The sequence below is a fragment of the Vibrio sp. T20 genome (assembly GCF_007858795.1).
GTDB classification, from domain to species: Bacteria; Pseudomonadota; Gammaproteobacteria; order Enterobacterales; family Vibrionaceae; genus Vibrio; species Vibrio satsumensis.
Window position 1 is genome coordinate 44,703 of the sequence record NZ_VFEB01000176.1, and the last position, 24,660, is coordinate 69,362.

The 24,660-nt window shown below is 42.4% G+C and carries 16 protein-coding genes and 1 tRNA gene; 3 read left to right on the plus strand and 14 right to left on the minus strand.

Going from position 1 to position 24,660, the window contains the following annotated elements:
- Positions 1 to 88 precede the first annotated feature (88 nt).
- Positions 89 to 2,902 carry a glycoside hydrolase family 3 protein gene (locus FTW16_RS19115; RefSeq protein WP_146492160.1) on the minus strand — a complete coding sequence of 938 codons (2,814 nt, stop codon included), beginning with the start codon at positions 2,900 to 2,902 and terminating at the stop codon, positions 89 to 91.
- A gap of 142 nt (positions 2,903 to 3,044) precedes the next feature.
- Here FTW16_RS19115 and FTW16_RS19120 point away from each other — a divergent pair, with 142 nt between their 5' ends.
- Positions 3,045 to 3,923: a helix-turn-helix domain-containing protein gene (locus FTW16_RS19120; RefSeq protein ID WP_048664698.1), complete on the plus strand. Its 879-nt coding sequence runs from the start codon at positions 3,045 to 3,047 to the stop codon at positions 3,921 to 3,923.
- Positions 3,924 to 4,229: 306 nt separating this feature from the next.
- Here the strand turns inward: FTW16_RS19120 and FTW16_RS19125 are convergent, their stop codons facing one another.
- Positions 4,230 to 5,561: a carbohydrate porin gene (locus tag FTW16_RS19125; protein WP_019821079.1), complete on the minus strand. Its 1,332-nt coding sequence runs from the start codon at positions 5,559 to 5,561 to the stop codon at positions 4,230 to 4,232.
- A gap of 456 nt (positions 5,562 to 6,017) precedes the next feature.
- Positions 6,018 to 7,616 (minus strand): glycoside hydrolase family 16 protein, encoded by a 1,599-nt coding sequence (locus FTW16_RS19130; RefSeq protein WP_146492161.1) that lies wholly within the window; start codon positions 7,614 to 7,616, stop codon positions 6,018 to 6,020.
- A 547-nt stretch (positions 7,617 to 8,163) separates the two neighbouring features.
- Here FTW16_RS19130 and FTW16_RS19135 point away from each other — a divergent pair.
- Entirely contained in the window at positions 8,164 to 9,159 is a 996-nt protein-coding gene (locus tag FTW16_RS19135) for a LacI family DNA-binding transcriptional regulator (RefSeq protein ID WP_019821076.1), read from the plus strand.
- 90 nt (positions 9,160 to 9,249) lie between these two features.
- On the opposite strand, the gene FTW16_RS19140 is transcribed toward FTW16_RS19135, so the two are convergent.
- The 6 genes from FTW16_RS19140 to FTW16_RS19165 all read right to left on the minus strand — a co-directional run bounded on the left by FTW16_RS19140 (position 9,250) and on the right by FTW16_RS19165 (position 18,382).
- Positions 9,250 to 12,693, minus strand: a complete 3,444-nt coding sequence (locus FTW16_RS19140) for a hypothetical protein (protein ID WP_146492162.1) — start codon at positions 12,691 to 12,693, stop codon at positions 9,250 to 9,252.
- Between the two features lie 73 nt (positions 12,694 to 12,766).
- A complete protein-coding gene (locus tag FTW16_RS19145) occupies positions 12,767 to 13,756 on the minus strand; it encodes an ABC transporter ATP-binding protein (RefSeq protein ID WP_017071889.1) in 990 nt (329 codons plus the stop codon).
- 10 nt (positions 13,757 to 13,766) lie between these two features.
- Positions 13,767 to 14,720: an ABC transporter ATP-binding protein gene (locus tag FTW16_RS19150; RefSeq protein WP_019821072.1), complete on the minus strand. Its 954-nt coding sequence runs from the start codon at positions 14,718 to 14,720 to the stop codon at positions 13,767 to 13,769.
- Positions 14,720 to 15,697 carry an ABC transporter permease gene (locus FTW16_RS19155; protein WP_019821070.1) on the minus strand — a complete coding sequence of 326 codons (978 nt, stop codon included), beginning with the start codon at positions 15,695 to 15,697 and terminating at the stop codon, positions 14,720 to 14,722. Before FTW16_RS19155 ends, FTW16_RS19150 begins: the two co-directional genes overlap by 1 nt.
- A 20-nt stretch (positions 15,698 to 15,717) precedes the next feature.
- Positions 15,718 to 16,692, minus strand: coding sequence for an ABC transporter permease (locus tag FTW16_RS19160; RefSeq protein ID WP_017071753.1), 975 nt, complete (start codon positions 16,690 to 16,692; stop codon positions 15,718 to 15,720).
- Positions 16,693 to 16,747: 55 nt separating this feature from the next.
- The gene (locus FTW16_RS19165) at positions 16,748 to 18,382 is read right to left on the minus strand and encodes an ABC transporter substrate-binding protein (RefSeq protein WP_017071752.1); all 1,635 of its coding nucleotides are present in this window, start codon (positions 18,380 to 18,382) and stop codon (positions 16,748 to 16,750) included.
- Between the two features lie 499 nt (positions 18,383 to 18,881).
- Here FTW16_RS19165 and FTW16_RS19170 point away from each other — a divergent pair, with 499 nt between their 5' ends.
- Positions 18,882 to 19,661 carry an amino acid ABC transporter substrate-binding protein gene (locus FTW16_RS19170; RefSeq protein ID WP_146492163.1) on the plus strand — a complete coding sequence of 260 codons (780 nt, stop codon included), beginning with the start codon at positions 18,882 to 18,884 and terminating at the stop codon, positions 19,659 to 19,661.
- A gap of 117 nt (positions 19,662 to 19,778) precedes the next feature.
- Here the strand turns inward: FTW16_RS19170 and FTW16_RS19175 are convergent, their stop codons facing one another.
- The 5 genes from FTW16_RS19175 to FTW16_RS19195 all read right to left on the minus strand — a co-directional run bounded on the left by FTW16_RS19175 (position 19,779) and on the right by FTW16_RS19195 (position 24,626).
- Complete coding sequence (locus tag FTW16_RS19175) at positions 19,779 to 21,032, minus strand: D-amino acid dehydrogenase (RefSeq protein WP_146492164.1); 1,254 nt, start codon at positions 21,030 to 21,032, stop codon at positions 19,779 to 19,781.
- A gap of 225 nt (positions 21,033 to 21,257) precedes the next feature.
- Positions 21,258 to 22,184 (minus strand): LysR family transcriptional regulator, encoded by a 927-nt coding sequence (locus FTW16_RS19180; protein ID WP_146492165.1) that lies wholly within the window; start codon positions 22,182 to 22,184, stop codon positions 21,258 to 21,260.
- Positions 22,185 to 22,436: 252 nt separating this feature from the next.
- The gene (gene gltS / locus FTW16_RS19185) at positions 22,437 to 23,651 is read right to left on the minus strand and encodes a sodium/glutamate symporter (RefSeq protein ID WP_146492166.1); all 1,215 of its coding nucleotides are present in this window, start codon (positions 23,649 to 23,651) and stop codon (positions 22,437 to 22,439) included.
- Positions 23,652 to 23,905: 254 nt separating this feature from the next.
- Positions 23,906 to 23,996: transfer RNA gene (locus FTW16_RS19190), tRNA-Ser, on the minus strand.
- Positions 23,997 to 24,176: 180 nt separating this feature from the next.
- Positions 24,177 to 24,626 carry an L-alanine exporter AlaE gene (locus tag FTW16_RS19195; RefSeq protein WP_048616306.1) on the minus strand — a complete coding sequence of 150 codons (450 nt, stop codon included), beginning with the start codon at positions 24,624 to 24,626 and terminating at the stop codon, positions 24,177 to 24,179.
- Between the last annotated feature and the right edge of the window lie 34 nt (positions 24,627 to 24,660).

Consider the following 24,660-nt stretch of genomic DNA (forward strand, 5'->3'; position numbering starts at 1 on the left):
CTCAGTCTCAAAATAGTCGTTTATTTTCTCTCACTTTACCTCTTTTTTGAGCAATGAGAGTTAAATAAACGACTGTTATCCCTCAGCTCTATTCAGGCATAAACGAAAATTCTAATTGCTCCAATTCTAAGCCTAATTTGATAAATTCAATATCCAAAGAATAAAAGCCTTTATCAAGCTTAACGGAGAGCCCCTCAACTGAAACTGCCTCGCCATTAGTACCATTCACTGATAGAGACATCGCGTACACGTTATTGAAACTTAAACTACACGCAGATTGAGCCAAGGTGCCGCTATCGTAATTAACAATACCTGCACATCGATACACACCAGCCTGTTTAACTTCCAAAACAATGCTACGGTTTTCTCTGATATTAAGTGGTAATACTATTGCACGTTGCTCTGCCGTCAGAGAGCAAAAGTCTCTATCAGTTTTACTCTGTTGTTTATTAAGATTTTGGGTCGCCTCAAAGCTCTTAACTGGATCAAAAGCGACTAATGGGCGACCCATTGCTGGAGAGTCCAGAATAAAACGACAAATATTCATCGCGCTTCGTTGCAACTCCCCTAAGCTCAACGTCCCGCTTTCAAGCGCCTGTAACGTATCGTCATTCGACACGTTATTTTCCGCACCATCATGCTCAACAACCATATACAGATCATTTTGAGAGCGAAGCATAAAGGATGTGTAACTTCGACTTTCAGCACCACCTTTGATTGGGTCGTTCATTTTTGCCCACCAATCCGTCATCACTATCCCTTTATAGCCCCACTCCTTTCGAAGAATCGTAGTATTGAGGTCGTAATTGGATGCTGCCCAATGACCATTAATAGGATTGTAGGAGGTCATAACACTCGAAGCTCCTCCTTGTTTTACCGCTATTTCAAAAGGCTTCAGATGAATCTCACGAAGCGCTCTCTGTGATACAACACTATCAACATCAAACCGTGACGTTTCTTGATCATTCGCCACCAAATGCTTGATTGTGCCAGATACTCCTGCAGCTTTAAGACCAAGAGTTTGAGATGCAGCCATTACCCCTGAGAGAAATGGATCTTCTGAGAAATACTCAAAATTTCGACCATTCAAAGGGTGGCGATGGATGTTAATCCCAGGACCAAGCAACGTATCAATATGATTGGCTTGCATCTCTTTCCCCACTAAATGAAATAGTTTCTCATTCAGCTCCGGGTTCCATGTACAGCCTAATAATGTACCAATTGGGACTTGAGATGCTTTATGTCCGCTGTCCATTCGGATACCAGACGGACCATCTGCAGCAGCAACGACAGGGATGCCTAAATCAAACAAGCTCGGCGAAACACCACCAAAAGCAGCAGCAGTACCAGGCGTCACCTTAGGACTGCACATACCTTCACCACGAACAATTGTCGCTAACTGCTTTACGGTCATTTGCGAGATAAATTCGTCAATGTCCGCTCGCCCCTGCTTAACATCCAGTAAACGAATGCCCGTATCTTCACTAAGAGGAATAGAACTTGGAAGCTCACTCAGAATACGTTTACTCAAATCTATAGTTCGTAGCGGCACAGATTCGTAATCGTAACTGTAAACACCATTTTCCACGTTGCCTTTGGGGATCAATCTCTTAAATCCGGTGACAGGAGCAAGTGCTTCCGTTAATTGCTCAACAACCAACAGCTCTTCTATTTTAACGCTCTCACTAACAAGCTTTGCTTGGCGAACACTTCCTCCTAGATAAAAGTGATATTCTCCAGCTTCAAGTACGTAACTATTTGGGTGTCCCGTTTTACCGCAGTCATCAAATGATGCGAAGGAAGATAGAGGACATGAAATTGTCAAACACACCGTTTCTTGCGGGTCCAAGGTCGGTGTTTTCACAAACCCGATCAGTGCTCGTGTTGGCTTACCAAGATGACCTTGAGGCGCTTCAACATACAATTGAACAACATCCTTGCCACTGTATTTCTCACCTATGTTTTTAACTTCAATGTCAAATACCAACTCTTGTTCAGAGCCAGAACCAAGAATCGTTAGCGCATTTAATTGATTGGAAAAGCGGGTGTAGGACAGCCCAAAACCAAACTCAAATTGAACAGCTTTAGGATTGAAAGTTTCAAAATACCGATACCCGACATAGATATCTTCTTGGTACAGATTACGCTCTTTATTTCCGAAGCTAGCGCTGGAAGGATAATCAGATAAAGAGTGCGCAATAGTGTCGGTCAAACGTCCACTCGGGCTAACATCACCTGATAAAACATCAGCTAAAGCATGCCCACCTTCCATACCTGCGGCCCAACTATACAGAACAGCCTTAATCGCAGCAGAACCTTTAAGTGAACTTGTCCATGACATATCGATTATGTTGGTCACGTTCAGTATCACAATGACATCATCAAAATATTCTGTCACTTTCTCCAACATTTGTATTTCTAGCGCGGTTAAATTGTAACTGCCTTGCTGCTGTGCATTATCTTGATCTTCACCCGCCGTTCGACCGATAAAAATAACGGCTTTGTTAGATTTGGCAACGGCATCCATCACAACTGAATTTGAAAGAGGCATTTCATCTTGAAACCAAGGTTCTGCTGCCCAACCACCTCCTCCGTCATTGAACGGGTTGTCCTTGACCCAACGTTTGTATACCTCCACCAAACTGAGATTAAGATTGATGTTTGGATTCTCATACAAGCCCTGTAATGCATTAACGGAATAAGGGACATTCACAGCTCCACCAGATCCAGTGCCACTTCGGTAGGTATCAATCTGACAGCGACCAAAAAGAGACACCGTATCACTAGCCTGCAATGGCAATATTGAATCACTATTTTTTAGTAGCACAATGCCCTCAGTAGCCGCTTGTCGACTTATGGGTGCAAGCTGCTTCTGTGCTTCGAGAATTTCCACAGTATTCATTTAAAGTCCTACTATTTTTTTACTTAGAGCAAAAATTTGACCTCTCGCTCTAAAAGTTAATATTGTCTTTGTTCAAAAAATAGTAATCTTAACCACGGCGTGTAACTACCAAATAAGCGACAGAAATAGGTAAAATAGCGACATGAAAACCAAGTTTAGACTCCAAAGTCATCAGAGATATCCTCAGATAAAATTTGCCTATGTCGATGGTCATCACGATTTCGACTTTGACGTACATAGCCATGACTTTTCTGAACTTTTCTTAGTTGTGAGTGGTAGTGGAAAGCATACGGTAGCTAGCCACACTTACCCTTTAAGTACAGGAGATGTATTTGTTATTAATGGGGATATTGAACATGGATTTTGTGAAGTAAATAAACTGAAGATTGTAAACTTGATGTTTGATACGGCATTGCCTTTTTTTGAGGTCCCTTCAATGCGTCAAATGCCAGGTTATCAAGCGCTTTTCAAGGTAGAACCAATTGCTCGACAAGCATCTGAATATCAAGCAAAGCTTACGTTATCACTTTCTCAGTTGAAACGAATCAATGGACTTCTACAACAAATCAAATCGGAATACGACAACGCAGAACAGGGGTTTGAAATCATATTGACGAGCACAATGCAGCAACTTGCGATAGAACTTGCTCGGCGATATCAAGAGCAGACCCATAGCTTACCAAAAACAACCCTGGCATTGAGCCGTGCTCTCGCACATATTGACCGTCATTACAAAGAAGTAGGATTAGATACAGAAACCATTGCGCAAGCGGCCTATATCAGCAAGCGGCAACTAGAAAGGTTATTCAGGCAGTTTTTAAATACATCCCCAAACCAATACGTCAAAGACCTTCAAATTCGACACTCGGCATCCTTATTATTAAACGACAACAAAAGCATCCAACACATTGCTGAGTCTTGCGGCTTTTCTGACAGCAACTATTTCTCCAAATGTTTTAAGGCCCAAAATGGATGCAGCCCTCGCGAATTTAGAAAGCAACATTCTTCCCATAACTCATAACCCTTTCCCCCTTAAACCTTAAGCCTTAAGCCTTAAGCCTTAAGCCTTAAAAGATTAGATATGTCACACATAAAAAAACCGCTCCTTTCGAAGCGGTCGATGAGTATCTTTGGCAAGAACACATTTGAAACGAAACTCAAATATGGAAGACTCATAGCAATAAAAATGAAACTCTTTGTGCTGCTAGGAAAGAGCTCAACTATTGCAATAAATAGGATATCGAGAACCTTGCCCGCCCTAAAGGCAAGGCCGTCATACCACTCCCCGGTATGCTCGATATCACTTAAGACCCGAAGGTAAAAAATTCTACCACCACATGTCAGCTTGAATACCTACAACAAAGTCGCCCTCTTTACCCGTACCATCTTGCATTTCACCATCAAGGTAAGATGCCATGAAGCGAATTTCTGGAGATGGACCGAAGCCAGAGTGCACAACTAGAGTCGGTGCTACTGTTAGCTTGTAATCATAAGAATTCTTTGACTCACCATTACGGTCTTCGTAGTTGTACATGTAACCAGCTTCGGTAGCGATAAAGAAGTTTTCTGAAATTGGGAACGTTGGTCGCACCATTGCTGATACCCAGCCGTCTGTGTCACCATTGTCAAAATCGTTGTACTGGGTTTGAAGAGAGTGGAAAATATTCACACCATTTTCAAAAAAGTACCCACCCCATGCTAAAGCACGTAGCGATACATCGTTTTCATCAACAGCCTTCAAACAAGACGTACCACAGCCCGTGCCTGTCGTTAACCAACTTTGATAGTCGCTACCAGGCTTGTACGTGTTGTAAGTCGTAAGAGTACCGCCTAAAAGGTTACCTGAACCTAAGCCTTTACCAGCCTGCGCGATGTATTTTGTAAAACCTTTATCTGACAACCCAAAGACAGACTCAGTGTGAACAATTGCCGTCATTTCATAGCCATTCTCAGCGAATGCTTCTGGGCCATTACCAAAACCTAAATCGACCATATTGTCTGGCATATACTTAGCCATAGCGTGAAGCTCAACACTGCCAAAGTTCACGCCAGCATGAAGTGCATGCATGATGTTGTTGCTGTCACCCCAGAAACTTGTATCGCCAGAGTCATCGCTTGCAATATAAGCAAAGTCCCACTTATTACCACCTAGCTCAACACCTTCAATACCAACACCAGTACCTGACATATCCGTGTAGAAAAAGTCGGTCATAAAGATGTAATTATCTTTACCATAAAAGCGCTTACCACCCCATACAACACCGGTTTCAGATACACCTTCAAACTCGACAAAAGTTTCTGCCATACCAATTTCGCTGTTGGTTGCATCGGCATTGGCACCAAGTTGGTTGGTTGCATATTCCGCATTGTTGGCTGCTGCTCGTGTTTTGATTCGAATTTTCTGACCACCGTCATTCTCAAAATTTTTCTGCAGTGCAACTTCAAAGTGGCTATCCGACTCAACACCCAATCGACCTAAACGCTCTTTAGATGCTGGGAACTTTGCTCGTTTAAAATCATCATTTTCACTGAATAGAACACCAGCACGGAAATAACCGTGAAATTCAAATCCATCCGATTTTTCGGCATGTACAGCAGGTGCAGTAGACAAGCCAGCTGTAGCGACTAAACAAGCAAGGGTAAGCTTAGAAAGTTTCATAATAACTCCATGTTCCAAATTATACTTTCACAAAGAAAGCGCTTTCTTTATTTTTCTTAAAAAAACCAATCGAACAGATTTAAAGAAGATCAAATCTAAGCCCACATTCACTATGCACTCTTAACCTTATTGGCTTTAACCGCTCAGTTGGTATGGAAAGAGTATAAATCGATCTCGTGAATATAAACCGTGATCAACCCCACCAAAGAAAGCGCTTTCTTATGCGTAAGTCACAAAAATAGAGATGTTAAGTATTTTGTTTGAACAATCATGGAACCAAGTAAAATATCACTGTTCACATATTAAGGACGAATTGCTCCGTTCAAACACTCAGAACCTGTTTCGAATGACACCGTCGGTTGTCTTCCTCAAATAATCGTCGAAATAAAAAAGGGAACATACATTGTATGTTCCCTTTATATTCAGAATTTTATTCAAACCCTTTTGTTAAAACGCTTACTTTTCAAATCGAATATTGTCTAGTTTAAAACGCATTTCTCCTTGAGGCTCAAACACTAAAAGGTTAGTGATCATTGTTGGATCAGCTTGATTCCCACCAGCAAAACGGTTGTCTCTCTTTAAAATGTCAGCGATTGGAATACGTACCGTCTTCCATTCATTCATTGCTGATAGCGGCACGGTATAGTCACTTGTTTTCGGCCAGCCACTGTCCATCTTAACCAATAGTTCAACCCCGTCGGCCATACTCTCAACTTTCAAATCAAAGACCAGTTCACCCGTTTCTTGCCAATGTGTCACATCTGTTACAGGAGAACGAAAATAGATATTTCCTGAACCTTCTTTCTTATTCACTTGTAGCACTGTTCCACGATCTGGTTCGGTCACCTCTAGATAGTCAACAATATCCAATGGGTCATAACTTGCATAAGCCAAGCTTGCGTTAAGAGTTTCGGTAAAAATCTCCAACGTTGGTCCATCAGCATAACTATCATCGGTTGCTAAGATCTCTGGAGCTTCGTGCCCTATCACTTGTATTGCATGTTCAGAGCGACTTGCACACCCTTTTCCTTTCCAACGATCAACCTTACAACGGTATACCTTTACTGAATCAACTAGCATTGTTTTCGGAAACAAACCTTCGTCGATGCCTTTATCATTTGCGTTCGCTGACCACGCCCCACCGACAGCCAAGTTCAATAACAAATGAAACTTTTCATCAAACGGAGCTGCTCCACTCGCATTAATGAGTTTCCCTTCTTCCGCTTCATATTGGCTGTACCAGCCCTCTTGAGTTTGAGTCGCGTAATGAATATTGTCTACATACCAACGAATTTCACCTTCTTCCCACTCAATCGCGTATGTATGGAATCCATCAGTAGGGTTCACACCATTTGGCAATATCGCGGCCTGCCCTTTATAAACATTGTCTGGCCAATTTCGTCCGTAATGTAACGTCCCATAGACTCGGCTCTCTAGATCATCATTTTTCGCTCCCGCCGCATCTGAAAGTGTGTTTAGGTTAACCGCTTCCATAATATCGATTTCGCCAGAAGCTGCCCATGTGCCGTATTTATTGTCGGTTGGCAGCATCCAAATTGCGGGCCATGAACCTTGTCCACCAGGTAACTTTGCTCTGATTTCATAACGGCCATATTTGGTGTCACGCTTGTCTTTTGTGCTCAACCTCGCAGAAGTATAAGGGAGTGTTTTAGTTGCTCCGCCAATCGTACCTTCGGCATTGTCAGGCCCAGTATGACTTTGCTTCAGCGCGACAATGTGTAAAAATCCATCTTTAACAAATGCGTTATTAGAATCATCCGTGTAGCACTGTTGTTCATTGTTCCCTCCTCCCCAACAGTTCACTTCTAATGACCAATTACGTTTATCTAATTGCTCGCCTTCAAACTGGTCTTCCCACACCAATTGCCAGTCTGGACTTAAAGTAACTGGAGCATGGGATAGCACGATCGGTTTTTCAGTTTGAGCTAAGTCAGCACTTTCGGATACCGGCAGCTCTATCACCGTGCAGCCAGACATCAAAGCGGCAGAAATAAAAGACGTTAATATCTTTACCTGATTGGTTAGATCTTGCATTACAACTCCTTGTATCACGACTTTCTAAGCAGGCGACACGTAATATCGGAGCCCATAACAGAAAGTCGATAAATGAATAACTCCGCGATCATGGACCCAATATGCCATGCACGACTGTTTCAAAATGAGTATATAAAAGTGCATAGTTCAAAAAAGAGACAACGCTCACCTTAAGAAAGCGCTTTCTTGTTGAGTTTCACATTTTGCTAAAATTCATTGTGGTTTGTGTAGATTCTCAAGAATTTTTCTAACTTGATTATCTGCATAACACCTTAGAATCCCTTTATTCTCAGGCTTCTATTTTTTCTAGCTTACAACGAAGCTCAGAAAAACAGATTCACTTTTATTACAACATAAAGAAAGCGCTTGCTTGATATTAAAACGAGTATATGGAAATATTCGTGACCTTACTTTGTATGCTTAACCTTCAAATTTAGCGTTAAGCAGTTCAGAGTTTTTAAATATTAATCATTGGATTACTAGGCTCTTATTGATCACGAAGGTAATATAGCTTAGTTCACTCCTTGTAGAGATAAGGCCACTACCATTGATCACCATTAAAGAAGTATCTGAACTTGCTCAAGTTTCTCAATCAACCGTCTCACGAGCATTAAATGGTCACCCTACGGTAAAGGAAGCCAATCGCGAAAAAGTATTCAAAGCTATTGAGCAACTGGGCTACAAGCCTAATGCGTTTGCACAAGCTCTAGCCTCCAGTCGTTCAAATAGCATTGGCATGCTAGTTGGTTCGCTTGATGGGCCTTTCTATGGACCATTAATGCATACAGCTGAAGATACCGTTCGCCAAAATAATATTCACTTAATCGTTACAAGTGGCCAGGAATCACGAACTAAAGAGCTCGATTCTATCCAGTTTTTGCAATCTAAACTTGTGGATGGCCTCATTGTTCACTCAGACAAGCTCAGTGATGACGAACTGATCAAAATAGCGAAAGACAGTGAAACAATGATTGTTCTCAACCGTTTTATTCCTGAGATTTCTGATCGCTGTATTTACATTGATAATGAGCTTGGTGGCTACCTTGCAACGAAGCACTTACTTGAGAACGGCCATAAAAAAGTCGCTTGTATCACAGGCCAGTTGAGTAAAGTTGATAGTAGAGATCGCTTTCAAGGGTATCGAAATGCCTTGTTAGAGTTCGGTATCGAATACGACGCAGGGCTGTTTGTAGAGGGGCGCTTTGATCATCAAGGTAACCATGAAGCTGCGCGACGCTTGTTAGACCGAGACCCTGAGATCACCGCGATTTTCTGTCAAAATGACAACATAGCGCTTGCTGTATATGACGTAGCAGCAGAGAGAAACCTCATTATTGGGCGAGACCTTTCGGTCGTAGGCTTCGATAACGATACTCACAGCCAGCATATTCGTCCTCGCTTATCGACGGTCGATTTTCCTGTCCATGAAATGGGAGAAGAAGCTGCAAAAGGTGTTTTATCGTTAATTAATAAACGCGACTACCCATTGAAACACAAACTAACACCGACATTGATTGTGAGAGAGTCCGTGGCTAAGCTTTGATTTTTGTATATCAAACACCCTATTTTTTACACTTAAAAGAAAGGCTCTAAGTATTCACTTAGAGCCTTTTTATTTCACTTCAAATTAGAATTAGAGTAACTGGTGCTTTGAGAACACGACAACGACTTTCTCAATGAGACCACTACGAGAAAAGAGCTGTGAAGCCATTTCATGATTTAGCGTTAACGATGCAAATGCCTCACTTGTTCCGTCTTTAAACTGAACTTCAATACCCTGTGTTGGCTCATCATTGAGTTGGTAAATAAATGGTACCTGACAGTAAGTAAAAGCCAGTTGCCCAGCCTGAACAATAAAGCTCTGCATTTGTCCTTCAATATTTTGGCAGTCAAAAGTCGCCGCTTTTTGTAAGAACTCTTTAGGACTAAGAAGTGAAGGGTTAATTACAATTGTTCCATCAACGACCTCTAGACCTAGCTCGCCAAAACGGGTAATCACTTCTTCCTTAACTTGCCCTGTCATCCCTGGCTGCTGTGCTCCAGAGTGCTTTGGTGTATGAGAATACGGATCCGTCGGAAACGCACCGTAGTTTTCCGGCGTTTTGTTGAAACCAATACCGGCTCTCACTTTGTAATAGTAATCCGCTAATTTAAGAGTTTCCTGGCTATTAGAATCCATACTCCAAGCATGCTGATAGTTTTCTTGCACAGCTAGCAGCAACTTAGAAACCATATGCCAATAGATACAACCTAAACCTTCATAACCAAACATGGTTCCCGAACGTCCAGTAAAGGCTTTATGGTTGAATACACGCTCATACAAACTAGATACATGACAAAATTCATCATCACTAATTGACGGGTAATCGGCTTTAATTTCATCAATCGCAGCCTGAAGGAAACCTTTGTTTTCAAAACTTGAATTGAAGTGGTAAGAACCTTTGCTGTCTTGGTTTACTAATCGGTTATCTTTGGCAACAACCATCATGCTTAACAATTTGCTCTGATCAATGTCTTTAGCGTCTAAACAGTTTTTATCCATAAAAGAAGCCAGCTCACGGTCAGGGTAAAGCATGAAGCTGTTTTGATCAGCACGATACATGTCACTGGCAAACAATTTATCCAACAACTCAACCGCTTGTTTAGGTGATAATAGACCCGAACTTAATACTGCAACTTGCCCTTCTAGCATCGGGTAAAGCTCTTCAACCATTAAGCTCTCACCAGAACAACTCAAGATGTTATACGCATTGTACAAACCATCTTCACGCAAGTTGTTTGTAATCGTAGAATCTAGGACTTTTAAGCTCGCGCCCATCAATTGAACAATCGCTTCTTTCTCAACTTTCGTTTTCCCTGAGAATCCATTTACTCGGTACACGCGCTCACGATAATTAGCAGCGGATTTAGCCAGCTTAGTCAGCATTGCTTTACGAGTTTGACGAGTTACCGTATCTTGACGAATCTCTGTATTTGCCTCTGAAACGATCTGTGTAACAGAAGACATCCACTCAAACACTTCTTTGGAAATACTGTATGAAGATGGTGACTTCTCTAACAAACGCAGCATAAAGGCAACATAGCGACGCATGTAGTACAAGGTTACCATTGAGAGGCCGTTGCCAACGATAGCGTTGTTTGCATCATTCCATTCTGGACGTTGTGTATTGAGCCAAATACCACCATCAAGCACTAAGTTACTCAATTTCGCCAACAAAGGGACGAGTATCTTCTCCATTAAGTTGACCATATAAACTTCTTGGTCACCCGTCATCAACAAGCGACCGTCACTGCCTAAGCTCTTGACACGTTGCTCTGTCAATTCCTGCAGAACTTGGTTGAACTCTACGGTATCTTTAGGGTTGTCAAAGAGACCTTGAACTCCACAAAGCTCGTAAGGCACATTGGCATAACTAAAAATGTCACTTTCTAGTAATTCGATAAGGTCGCCTTGCTCAAATTTGTCTGCCAACTCAAGGAATTTTAATAGATAGATGATTTGATGATCGCCCCAGTAACCAATATTACTCCAAGGATCATCCGCCTCTAACAGTTCCCAATCTACACCATCTTTAGTAATTCGATACGGATTGTAGCCATCTACCGTTGAAGCATTAACAAACTTAGAGATGAATGATTTGATGAACCCTGGATAACTAAGTGCCATCGCTTCCCAGTTTTGGAAAATATCACGCCAGTTGCCTTGATAAGAAAGTAAGCGTTCGCCATTTTCATCTTTGAGCTTAATCTCATAGTGGTTCCAAGGGCGACTAGGGTCACCATGACGACGTCCAAAAGTAAGCGGTAGATACTCGTAGCTCAATCGAACTAATTGAGAATCTCCTGTCGCTTTAGCGCGCGAAACTAATTCGGAATGGCTGAAAACATCCCCTAACTGATCAAAAAAGTCTTGATGGCGGCCTGCTACCTGAGAGTTGGCCTTTTCCATAGTTTTAACTACGTCAGCCTTTTCTAACATATAGCCGTTTTCAAACACGCCACCACGCATGTTATTGAACAACACATTGGCATAATGGTGAACGCTGGTATTTTCTTCGGCTGTTATTTGCCACGCATCCGCACCAGACATTAATGTGATTAATTCATTTTGATTATCTGCAATGCTCTTTTCTAAAGCTAGTGCTAGGTTAGCAGGAACAGAGAGCTCAGATTGAAGCTGACAGATATCGGAATGAGTCTTGTCTATATCAGCGACAATCGACCAAACTTTGGTTTGATGTGCTCGCAGCGTCAGAGACTTATGAACTAAATAACTTCCTCTAATCCCTTTCGTTAAAGGTTCACTTTTAACCGCTCGACCTTTTCTGAACGCATTAACTTGAGCACTCGTCAATAAAATTTGGCTGCTTTCCGTTTCTAAGCTGAAGACTGTCGTCGCTAGCAAAGATTCAGCAGGGTCGGCTCTATCACTCAATTTCGCATACATGCTGAACAGAGCCAATGAACTACCATCAACTTGTTCATTCCACTTGTACGCATCAACTAATGCACTTCTTGTTTGAAGAGCTGATAACGGAGCACCTGAAGGAAGTATATTTTGTAAGCCATCTAGTGCTTCGACTTTACGCTCGAAGCTCGCTAGATTGGTCAGTTTTGAACGACGAATAAATCCGTATTTTTCACTCGTATTCCAGCTGTATTGGAACTGTAGTTGCAAAGTATGGTTTATCTCTTCAAATACGATTTTGTCTCCAATCGTATTTTTATAAAGATTGCGTTCAACATCAAAAATACCATCATGGAATGTATTAAACGGTTCCCAAAGTACAACCTTGTCGCCATGTTCAATACGGAAGATGGATTTTGAGCCGGTGTTTTCCGCATTTTCATGAATATGGTCAACAGACTTGTAAGGAAAAAGCGCATTTTCCGGACGAATGCGTCCAGCTGAAAGGCTGCCTGTTGATGAAATAAATAACCAGTGATCGCTCGACGATACAACGCTAATAAAGAATGGCGTCATTTGGTCAACATTAGAGATTTGGTAGTAACGCTCACCATCTAAATCAACGAACTTGCCATCGACCTCTGGTGTTAAGTTGTAGTCTTGTTTCATATCAAAATTCCAAAAATTCTTACACTTAAGTTTTGAAAGCGCTTTCTTTTGCGTTTCAAAAAGGATTTAAAGTTTACAAATGATGACAACGAGCAAAATGCTCTTCTGCAATTTGAGTCGGTTCTGGTATTGATTGCGTGCAAAGTTTGTCAGCTTTCATACAACGGCTTGCGAACGGGCAACCTACGCTACTTGGCTTCCAAGAAGGGATATCGCCTTTTTTCACGTTCATGTCACGCTTGCCCGATTTACCGACTTCTGGCACAGCTGACAACAACAACTGAGAATACGGATGTTGCGGGTTCTGAGTGACGTTGTCGCTATTGCCCCATTCGACCATATGTCCTACATACATCACCGCCGTTTTCTCAGCAAAATAACGCGCCGTCGCAATGTCATGAGTGATGTACATGAACGAAATACCATGCTTATCTTTCAAGTCAGCCATTAGGTTTAGGATTCCTAATCGCACAGACACATCAAGCATAGAGATAGGTTCATCAGCTAGGATAACTTCCGGGCTAACAGCAATTGCACGTGCAATTGCGACACGCTGTCGTTGTCCACCACTTAGTTCATGCGGGTACTTCTCTGCGGTCTCTTTAACTGGTGTTAGCCCAACCATTTCGAGCAATTCATAAACAAGGTTCGGAATCGCTTCTTTTTCTGCTCGTTTATGGATAAGTAAAGGTCGCGCAATATGGTGGTAAATCGTGTGTACAGGATTCAGCGAGCCAAACGGGTCTTGAAAAATCATTTGCACTTGGCGTGCATATTCAAGCTCACCATATTTTTCAATATAGTCAGACAGAGGCTCACCTTTGAATTCGATATCTCCAGCCGTCTTATCGTAAATTCGGGTAAGAATTCGAGCTCCAGTGCTTTTGCCTGAGCCAGATTCACCAACAATCGCTAATGCTTCTCCTTTACGTAGATCAAATGAAACATCATTTACGGCTCGCATCATATTGCTTTTGACTGACTGGCCAAGTGGGAAATCTTTTACCAAATTCTTAACTGATAAGATAACTTCGCTTTTATCAACGTTCTTTAAAGTATTCATAATCTTTCGCTCAAACTAGGTGACAAGATACGTGATGCCCGGTCGCAATAGCGCCCAAACGAGGCTCACTTTTAATGCACATTGAAATGCATTCGCCACATCGCTCTTGGAAGTTACATCCTTGAGGTGTATCCAAAAGGTTGACAGGATTCCCAGGGATCCCGTATAGACGTTCTTTTGGCCCATGAATAGTCGGAAATGAAGAGATAAGCCCTTTTGTATAAGGATGCTTAGGTTCACTAAATACCGTTTTCGCATCACCTAATTCGATAAGGTTACCCGCATACATCACGCCAATTCGATCAGCGATTTCGCCCATTAGGCTTAAGTCGTGACTAATAAACAGAATAGAGAATCCAAACTTACTCTTCAGCTCATACAGTTCATTCAAGATTTCACGTTCGACCACCACATCAAGTGCCGTTGTTGGCTCATCCATGATGATCAATTTAGGTTCCAGCGCCAAAGCAATCGCAATAACAACTCGCTGACGCATCCCTCCACTCAGTTGATGGGGAAAGCTCGACATTCTATCGCCATGAATCCCAACGGTTCCTAACAGCTCGACCGCACGATCGTGAGCCTGTTTATAAGGTATTTTTTTGTGCGCTAGAATAACGTCCGTTAGCTGCTCACCGATGGTAATAACGGGATTAAGTGAATTCATTGCGCTTTGAAAAACAATAGAAACGTCATTCCAACGGAAGTCACGTAACTGCTTGTTATTCATCTTTAAAACATCCTGCCCTTTGTAGAGTATTTCACCCTCAGAGATAAGCGCTGGTGCTTTATGTAAGCGTGATATAGCAAAAGCCAATGTACTTTTACCGCAACCAGATTCACCGGCAATACCGAGCGTTTCACCGGGCGCAATGGAAATACTAACGTCATTAACGGCTCTTGCTACGCCATTAGGAGAAACGTAATCAACACACAGGTTATTAATTTCTAATAGATTGCTCATTATAGGCCTCGGCGTTTATCTGCTTCTTTTTTAAGTTTGTGCCACAGTTTGATGTGTGGGCCCGTACGTAATTTAGGGTTGCTCACTTGGTCAATAGACATGTTAATCAATGCGAGTCCACCACCAGTAATCGCTAACGCTAGTGCAGGCACCAGCATTTCCCACCATGCACCGGTATATAACGATGAAGAGGTCTGTGCCCAATACAACATAGAGCCCCAACTCACCTCTGTTGCATCACCTAAACCTAAAATACCTAGACCAGCTTCGGAGCCCATTGCGTAGATAACCGTGCCTAGGAAGCCACCAAAAACAATCGAAACTAAGTTTGGTAAGATCTCGACTAAAATAATGCGGATTTTTGATTCCCCCATCACCTCTGCAGAAATGATGAACTCTTTGCTTCTAATTGCCATGGTCTGTGCACGAATCACCCTAGCCCCCCAAGGCCAGGAGGTTATTCCTAACAACACGGTAATAACCAGCGAACCGACCTGCCCTAAGAATGCGGCGAGAACAATCAGCAAGGGTAATTGTGGAAACACAAGAAATACGTTAGTAATGAAGTTCAAGCGTTCATCGACTTTTCCACCAAAGTAACCAGATGAAACCCCAACTAGCACTGCTATTGTCATGGCTATTACGCCCGCAGAGATCGCAACAGTAAGCGACTTTCTTGCTCCAAATAGAACCTGGCTATATACATCACGTCCGCTACGAGTCGTGCCCATAATATGCTCAGAGCTTGGTGCAACATGTGGACGTGCTACGCGCTTTTCTGGGTTATGAGTCGATAATACAGGTGCAAATAACGCCCCGGCTAAGACAATCGTAAGTAAAAAAGTACCTATAATGGCCGGGGGGTTACCGTAGAAAAATGCGTAAGCTTTACCGAGAGTTTTCTTTACGTTTTTCCACGACCATTTTGGCTCACGTACTGGCATATTCGGCTGGTTAGCGGTTTTTTGAGTGTCCATTAAATTATCCATCATGCGCCTCAATTCGAGATTCTAGGGTCAAGCCAGACATATAGGAGGTCGGCAATAAAGTTAGCGGTTAGTACCGCTGTCACCAAGATAAGAAGAATGGCTTGGATAAGTGGGTAATCACGAGCAACGATGCCTTTAAGAAGGATGTTCCCCAAGCCTTGGTAGTTAAAAACCACTTCGGTCATGATTGAACCTGCGAATGAGAATCCGATTGCCATTGCAATAGCGGTCGCAACAGGAAGGATGGCATTTCGACCAGCATAGCGAGACATAACACGATAACTGCTCAAGCCTTTGGCCTCTGCCATCGTTACGTAATCCTCACCCAACACGTTGATCATCGCATTACGCATATTGAAGACCCATGTTGCGATACCAACCAAGACCATTGAGCCCATAGGCAACACAGCGTGTTTGGCCACACTGGAAATAAACTCCCATGTAAAACCTGGCTCTAACGATGGGTCATAGGTGTATGCCAAAGGCAATAGTTCAAGTTTTAAACCGAAGAAATAGAACAACAGTAACGCGGTCACGATGTACGGGAAATTACTAATAAATGCCAAAACTGGCGGAACAATTTGTCCAAATAGCCCTTCACGTCGATACGATGCATACGTACCAATACTGACACCAATGATGAGAGCGACAATCAACGAACCAAGCGCGAGAAACATAGTCCACGGCAGTGCCATAGCAAGGACATCTGAGACACTTACAGGAAACATAAGTACTGATGGCCCCAAATCCAGAGTAAATACGCTTTTCATATAAGCGAAGTACTGTTCGAAAACATTGCCATCAACAAAACCGTACATTTCTCGAACAGCATCCATTTGAGCAGGATCCATTCGACCTTGAGCTGCAGCGAAAAGAGCATCAACAGGATCACCTGGCATTAGGCGAGGCAACATGAAATTAAACGAGATAGCGATTAAGAAAGCGGTAAAATAGAAGCCAAATCGGCGAATTAAAAACGACATAAAAATCTTTTAACCTAGGGGCTACAACCTAAGCTGTAGCCCTCTCAAAAATAACTTACTTAAGGTGTAGATTGTTGAGAATAATTACTCTCTTACCACCGTCGTACCATACTGGCTGTACGTATGGGTCTTTTTCACTTGGCCAACCAACAATATGTTTAGTACTGTATTGGAACCAAGTTGGGTTAGAAAATAGAGGGATAAAGGGAAGGTTTTCAGCGGTAAACTCCTGAAGTTCACTCAACACTTTCTCTTGCTGCTCTGCATCACCAATTTTGCCGAAGCTGTCGATTAATGCGTCGATTTCTGGTGAATTAACACCGTGGCCAGCATGCCAAGTTTTTCCGATTCGAGACGTTGAGAAGTACTCTTGGTACGCCAAGATTGGATTTGTCGCTACCATTGACCAGTTAATTGACATGGTATATTTGCTTTCTTTCAAATTGCTGTCATATACCGCCCAATCCACGGTCTTAACGTTTGCTTTCACACCCACTTCTTCAAAGTATTCAGATACCATCTGAACCACTTGGATCCAGTCGGTCCAACCGTTTACAACCTCAATATCAAACTCAACCGTTTCCCCGTTTGCTTTGTCGCGGAATCCATCACCGTTTTTGTCAACTAAGCCCGCTTCATCAAGTAAAGCGTTTGCTCTTTCAACATCGTACTTAGTTAGATAGCCATATTTCTTAGATACATTTTTATCAATGTGCGTTTCGTATAGCTCACCGATGCCACCAGCATTGAAGTTTGCAGTCGGATAACCGTAGGCAGCAATATCCACGATGGTTTCACGATCAAGTGCCATAGAAAGTGCTTGTCGTACTCTTAGGTCATCAAATGGCGCTTCTTTGGTATTTACGTAAAGGTGGATCGCATCATTCGCTGGATACCAAAAATGGTTATTTTCTTTATCCATATCGACAAATGTTGACTCAACGTCAGCAATAAAATTTGAACCCCAATCAATCTCACCTTTGATTAAGGCAGGTTGGATCTGAGAGTTGTCATTGTAAGAACGGAAGTTGATGCAATCTAAATAAGGTCTATTTTCTAAATAGTAATTTGGGTTTCGGCACAGCTCCATCTGTTGCGGTTTAATGTATTTAACCGTCGTCATTGGGCCACTACCTACCGGATTAAGGTTGGTAAACGTTGTCAGCTCTTCAACTTTCGACCAAATATGCTTTGGTACAATATGGTAGCGCTCTAAGTTCCAAGCAAATGTAGAATCCGCTTCCGTCAGCTCAAACACGACAGTTCGCGCGTCAATAGATTTGATTTCTTTTAAGTTACCTGAAGACCAAATACCTTTCTGGTCAAAAGCTGGTGCCTCTTTAGTCAACATAAAGCTAAAAACAACGTCGTCTGCAGTTAACTTTGAACCATCAGACCACTTCAAATTCTCTCGTAACTTAAGCGTCAATGTTTTCAGGTCAGTTGAATACTCAACCGACTCAGCCAGGCGATAATCAACATCACCTGTCATGTTGTTGAATACGACCAATGGCTCAAACATTACCCCATGCAGTAAGTCTTTAGTTGTATAAGGGTTAAAGTTTTCAACAAAGCCAGTATTGATAATTGGCACCGTTAGTGTACCACCCTGCTTAACTTCATCTGCTTGTACAGAGGCTCCGAATAAAGCTCCAATGGCGAGCGAAGCAATCAATGTCTTTTTGTGCATCACGTTGTCCTTTTAATGATAATAACCAGAAAGAAAGCGCTTTCTTTTAACTTTAAAAAAAGGGGGTGTTTTCGTATTCACTATCGGCTACTTGCATCAAGAAACCGCTTTCTTTAGGTGGATAATAAGCCGATAGAATGATTCTTCAACTTACATTTCGGTGAAACGAACCATAGATCACAAATTTAGAATAGATTGAGAATAGAAATACACAACAGTGCCATTCGTCACATTAATTGTTTACTAACACGAAAAATAAATTAAAAACAATAAGTTAAAATCTACCAATAGTACTCCATCGTCTTCCCTAATCATCGAATCTCTCACCCATCAATAAACTTATGTGCTTTCTTTAAAATAGCCTTTCCATCACGATTCTCAACATTCATAAACTGTATCTATATATGGTTCTCTCAAAAACAAAAGAAAGCGCTTTCTTGAGTGCCGAACCTATGTCAGCATACCAGTCATGGAATGTAAGTTACCCCTTAGGACAACTATGTTTAACTTTTGGAATGGCAATAAATCAGGTAAAAGACAGCACTATGAGTTGGAGCTAATTCATAGCTTGTTGAATTGGGATCCGAACGAACCTATTGTCGTTCACAGCGATAATACTGACTTTCCAAGGGCTGAGGATGAAGGAAATATATTCCGCAAGAATTATGATGTACTCGTCACGGTGGCGGGAAACCGTAAATTTGCGGATAAGCCTACAATCAAACTCAACTCTCCAATTTGTAAAGGCTTACTAGGGCACCGTATCCTAATAATTAGGGAACAAGATCAACCCACATTCCATAATATCAACAGCAATAAACTGAAATCACTTATCGCTGGAATTCCTGCCACATGGGCTGATGCTGAGCTGTTTAGAGCAAATGGATATCGAGTACTAGAGCAAGGAACGTTACCAGAGACTCTTAAACTTCTCTCAGATAAAAAATGTGATTATGTGTCACTCGGTGCCAATGAAGTAGAAAGCATATACCAAGAACACACCAATTCTCTGAATGGGTTAGTCATAGAAAAAAGTATTGTGCTTTATTACCCTCTTCCACTGGTCTTCTATGTCCACCCAGACAAAGCACAACTAGCTCAATTACTGGATGACAAACTGCAAGAACACATGCTCAGCGGTAAGTTTGATTCACTATTTAACCAACATTTTGGGGACGTAGTGAGATCCATTGGATTAGAACATCGTAAAGCTATTAACCTGGTAAATAAGGAGCTACCGCCAGAGCTAAGATCATTTAAGTCTCAATTCATCTCGTGATTATAAATAGAAGAAACTTAAAACCATGCACCTAGATTTACAACATTAGGAGCATCCTATTTATGCTCCTAATGTCGCTATCATCAAGCCATAGGCAAGATAGCTAACGGCTTGCTTTTACATATAGCGATGGATACTTAAGTCATCAGTTTTAATATCACTGGCAGAGCCACTGACCACGCTTGCCAAGATCTTTCCTGAGCCACATGCCATTGTCCAACCTAATGTTCCATGGCCTGTATTGGTAAATAGATTCTTGATAGGCGTTTCGCCGATTATAGGCGTACCATCTGGTGTCATTGGCCTTAACCCTGTCCAGTATTCTGCCTTAGAGAAATCCCCCGCCTGTGGGAAAAGATCTTTTATCACCATATCAATCGTGGCTTTGCGTTTTTCTGGAATCAGGTAATTGAAACCTGCAAGTTCTGCCGTCCCTGCAATGCGAATACGATCATCAAATCGCGTCATCGCTACCTTGTAGGTTTCATCCATAACAGTCGAGGTTGGTGACTTATCTGCATTCACGATCGGTAGTGTTAGTGAATAACCTTTAACTGGATAAACCGGGATCGACAAGTCGACTTGTCTCAACAGACCTCGAGAATAACTGCCTGATGCAACTACGTAAGCGTCCGCTTTGAATACACCTTGAGTCGTTGTAATACTCTCGATGTTTTGATTCTGATGATTCAAACTTACCACTTCAGTATCAAACACGAACCTAACACCAAGTTGCTTGGCCTTCTCAGTCAGCGCTAAACAAAACTGATGACAATCACCGGTTTCATCATGAGGTAAGTATAAGCCGCCTACCAGTTTGTCTTTAACGTCCGCTAAACCCGACTCCACTGATAGACACTGTTCAACATCAAACAGCGAGTGTTCAATTCCGCTCTCTGTTAATAGCTTCATATCCTGCTGAATCGCATCGAGTTGCTTCTCGCTTCTGAATACTTGCAAGGTGCCTTTCTTCCTGCCCTCATAAGCCAAATCTTCACTGGTTCTTAGATGAGTGAGACACTCTCGACTGAAGTTTGCCACTCTTAACATGCGTGACTTATTCACGGCGTACTTGGCTTCATTGCAGTTGGCCAGCATCTTACTCGCCCAAGTAACTAATTCCGGAGAAAGTGACGGTTTCACTTTTAAAGGAGCGTGCTCTTGGGTAAGCCATTTCATTGCTTTCAACGGAATCCCAGGCGCCGCCCATGGTGAAGAATAGCCGTAAGAAATCTGCCCTGCATTCGCAAAGCTGGTTTCCTTGCCACTACTATCTTGACGATCAATAACCGTCACCGAGTGGCCCTCTTTCGCCAGATACCAAGCACTGGTCAAGCCAATAACACCGCTGCCAATCACAATTACTTCCATTCTCTTCCCCTAATGTCCGACAAGGCCAAAATCTGCCGAACACAGCTGTCAGTCTAAAACTCGTTTCGTTAATGATTTGTAACTTATTCCGCACGTGTTGACTTAACAATAGAGATGGTGTTGATAAAATGTCAATTCTACTTGAAAACTAATTCGGCAGTTTGAAACTGTGATATTGGCGGTATTTGGGAGCTTAGGAGGCGTCGCTAAATAAATCGATTAAGCCTAGATATTGTAAGCGTCATGACTCAAGAAAGTAGCATTTTCAAGTAAGAAATCTAACAAGGTTTCGGCCTGTAGCGTGAGAGCGCGACCTTTCAAAGATTGAACCTTAACCGTCGCCTTCGATAGCATCTCCAACTCGGTCGCAACCACTTCAATCTGTCCTGACTTGATCTCATCGATCACAGTGAGCTTAGGCATAAAAGTTACGCCTAATCCAGCTGAAACAAAGTTAGTCAGTGCGGTCACCGAATTGGTTTGAAGCTTTGGCTGCAAGGTAAGGTGGGAGATTTGTTCGGCCTGCTTTACCAGCCTCCCCATACCGGTCGAGTTATCGATCAAGGCGAGAGAAGCGTCTTGAATATCTTGCATTACCACAGGCACTTCTTTCATCGTAAGAAAGTGTCCCTTCGGAGCAATCAATTCGAGCGGATGGCTGCGTTCAACGTGGGAGTGTAGTTTAGGGTGCGGTGCAGACGCATAGGTGATCGCGAAATCAATCTGTTGATCTTCCAACATTTTTACGGCATCCAACGCACCAGCTATCTCAATCGATAAATTGATATCAGGGTATCGAGCCATGAAGGTTTGCATAGGCTTTGACACCAAGTTGGTAATAAATCCTTCACCGATGGCAATACTGACATTGCCGCCCTTGAGGTTTTTCAACTTAGTTAGACGAGCCAGTACCGCCGTTTCACTACGAACAATAGAACGGTAGTAATTCAACAGTTCGTTGCCCGCCTCAGTCAGCAGTGATTGACGATTGTTGCGTTCCCATACTTTGATTTCCGCTTGCGCTTCAAGCTGTGTCAACATTCTACTCATTGCCGCGGGGTCAACATTCATCATCTTAGATGCCTTACGTAACGACCCATATTTCGATAAAGCATTAAGGTATTCCAGCGCACGGATATTAAAGTGGTGCATTCAACTTCCTTGTGATTTAACTAACACTTAATCAAGCGTCTCACAAATTGAGCAGCAACATGTATTCCAATTTATCAAGTTCGTAACTGAGCTTACTAACTTGTGCACCGAGTCACTTCAAGCCACTACATCAAAGGCTGATATACGTGTTTTAGCTTGCTGTCGATAAAACAAAGGCGACGACTTTCGTCATCGCCTTTATGGTCATGAATCAGGTGCTAGTCTCAAGCAGTTAACAACCCGTCACTTCACTTACAGACCAACAAAGAAACTAATCACTAGCGCGTTGATCAGATCGACAAAGAAACCACACACTAATGGCACCACAATAAATGCTTGTGGGCTTGCGCCATAGCGGTGAGTTACGGCTGTCATGTTAACAATTGCTGTCGCAGTCGAGCCTAAAGTGATACCACCGAAGCCTGAGCATATCACCACAGAGTCGTAGTTTCGTCCCATCAAGTAATAAACGACGAATATCGTAAACAGAAGTGAAAGCAAGATCTGGATACTCATGACCACAGAGATATAGCCAAACAACCCATCAAGATCCCAGATACGCAGTCCCATCAAGGCCATGGTCAAGAACATACCCAAACAGATGTCAGAGATCATCGCTAAGCCTTTGCGGCCTTGAGCGATTTTCTCTTGTGTACGACGCTTCTTAAACAGTGCGCGACCGACGTTTCCGATTAAGATACCTGCGATCAAACAGCTAACGAATAACGGCAGTTTCAACCCCATTGAGTCAATAACTTCACTTAAGCTATAACCCAGCATAAGTGTCAGGTTTAGAATCAACCATGCCCACAGAACGCCATAGTGGCTTAGCTCTGTTTTTGTCTCACTCTCTTGGTATGCACCAACCGTCACCTCTTCTTCATTAGAAGGGCTCACTTTGTGTTTATTGAGTAGGTAGTTGGCAATCGGACCACCAATCACACACGCTGCAATCAAACCAACCGTGTTGGAAGCCACACCGAGCTCTAGCGCGTTAGCAATACCAAACTCTTCCACAAACATTGGCGCCCACGCTAGTGTCGTACCAACACCGCCAATTAAACTGATAGATCCTGACAACAAACCCGCTTTCGCGTCCATACCAAAACCCGACGCGACAGCCATGCCAACAACGTTTTGAAGGACAATAAAAGTCGAAGCGAGACAAAGCAGGATAAACAACGGCCGCCCACCCTTAACTAAAGTCTTAATATCCGCTTGAAGTCCAATACCAGCAAAAAAGTAAAGCAGCAAAAAGTCTCTGACATCTAGACTAAAGGTGATTTGGATTTCAAAAATATAGTAAAGCGCTGCTACGGTCGCTGCGCAGACAAAGCCACCAATCACAGGCTCTGGCAGTGAATACTTTCTTAATACTTCAGATCGCTCAATCAAACCTTTACCGATAAACAGTAACGAAATCGCGATCGTAAAAGAGAGCATTGGAGAAACTAGGGTTTCTGTCATGGGACTATGGATTCCTAATAGTTAGATTATTCATAATATTGCGTACTATTAATAATCTAGATTCATGCCAAAAAATCAAGCGATTATCGATGATAAAAACACCTAATATGGTTGATTCTGCGACGGTATTAATAGAGGTAATAACTATAAAGAAATGATTAAAGGAACGGATACTAGGGAGATATACAGGTAAGGTGGAATATAGGGGCTCTAAAACGAGAAAACCCCAGCATTTCTGCTAGGGTTTTGAATAGTGGTGGAAGGATGGGGATTTGAACCCCAGATACGCTATAAACGTATACTCGCTTTCCAGGCGAGCGCCTTAAGCCACTCAGCCATCCTTCCACAAATTGTGTGTTGAGCATGTCACTCAACGAGGCGCTACTTTATTGATTCTGCTTGCTTTGGTCAAGGGGCATTCTCAAAAAAAGTGCCTTTTTCGGTTTGTTCGATTACAAATTAACTCATTAGATCAAAAACAAACCAAATTTCATTCTTTCACTACACTTACGCTTGTTGCTTTTCTTAAGCTTGTTGATAGTAGCCTGGAACTCGAAACCATTTACGACACATATCTAGGAAGTAGCCGTAAAGTACGCCCATACCGCACGAGATAACTGCATTACTGGTTACAGCCGTCACGATCTGGTCGCCTGAAGCACCTACTGCCAACAAAATACCTGCATACACAGGAGACTGGAATAACACGTATGCCATCAAATCAGACAAATTTTTCATCAATGAGCTTTGTGAAAGTTTAGCACCATTGCGCAAGAACCAATCACGAAAAACGCCATAAGGCCAAGCGATAGCAATGTTTACCGGAATAGATAACGTTCGAGAAGCAAGAGATTGCTCAAACGTCATACCAGAAATAAACACTTCTACGATCATGCCTGAAATAAAACAGAAAACGACCATAGCAAATGTATCCGCAGCTGCGTTTCGAATACAAAATGGACCACGAGACTTCATTGACGCCAAACCTAAAATATATCACTGCCTATTG

Coding starts and splice junctions, on each gene's coding strand:
- FTW16_RS19120 (WP_048664698.1), top strand. CDS start 3,045: ATGAAAACCAAGTTTAGACTCCAAAGTCATCAGAGATATCCTCAGATA.
- FTW16_RS19160 (WP_017071753.1), bottom strand. CDS start 16,692: ATGTCGTTTTTAATTCGCCGATTTGGCTTCTATTTTACCGCTTTCTTA.
- FTW16_RS19175 (WP_146492164.1), bottom strand. CDS start 21,032: ATGGAAGTAATTGTGATTGGCAGCGGTGTTATTGGCTTGACCAGTGCT.
- FTW16_RS19125 (WP_019821079.1), bottom strand. CDS start 5,561: ATGAAACTTTCTAAGCTTACCCTTGCTTGTTTAGTCGCTACAGCTGGC.
- FTW16_RS19130 (WP_146492161.1), bottom strand. CDS start 7,616: ATGCAAGATCTAACCAATCAGGTAAAGATATTAACGTCTTTTATTTCT.
- FTW16_RS19145 (WP_017071889.1), bottom strand. CDS start 13,756: ATGAATACTTTAAAGAACGTTGATAAAAGCGAAGTTATCTTATCAGTT.
- FTW16_RS19150 (WP_019821072.1), bottom strand. CDS start 14,720: ATGAGCAATCTATTAGAAATTAATAACCTGTGTGTTGATTACGTTTCT.
- FTW16_RS19155 (WP_019821070.1), bottom strand. CDS start 15,697: ATGGACACTCAAAAAACCGCTAACCAGCCGAATATGCCAGTACGTGAG.
- FTW16_RS19180 (WP_146492165.1), bottom strand. CDS start 22,184: ATGCACCACTTTAATATCCGTGCGCTGGAATACCTTAATGCTTTATCG.
- FTW16_RS19195 (WP_048616306.1), bottom strand. CDS start 24,626: ATGAAGTCTCGTGGTCCATTTTGTATTCGAAACGCAGCTGCGGATACA.
- FTW16_RS19115 (WP_146492160.1), bottom strand. CDS start 2,902: ATGAATACTGTGGAAATTCTCGAAGCACAGAAGCAGCTTGCACCCATA.
- gltS (WP_146492166.1), bottom strand. CDS start 23,651: ATGACAGAAACCCTAGTTTCTCCAATGCTCTCTTTTACGATCGCGATT.
- FTW16_RS19140 (WP_146492162.1), bottom strand. CDS start 12,693: ATGAAACAAGACTACAACTTAACACCAGAGGTCGATGGCAAGTTCGTT.
- FTW16_RS19165 (WP_017071752.1), bottom strand. CDS start 18,382: ATGCACAAAAAGACATTGATTGCTTCGCTCGCCATTGGAGCTTTATTC.
- FTW16_RS19170 (WP_146492163.1), top strand. CDS start 18,882: ATGTTTAACTTTTGGAATGGCAATAAATCAGGTAAAAGACAGCACTAT.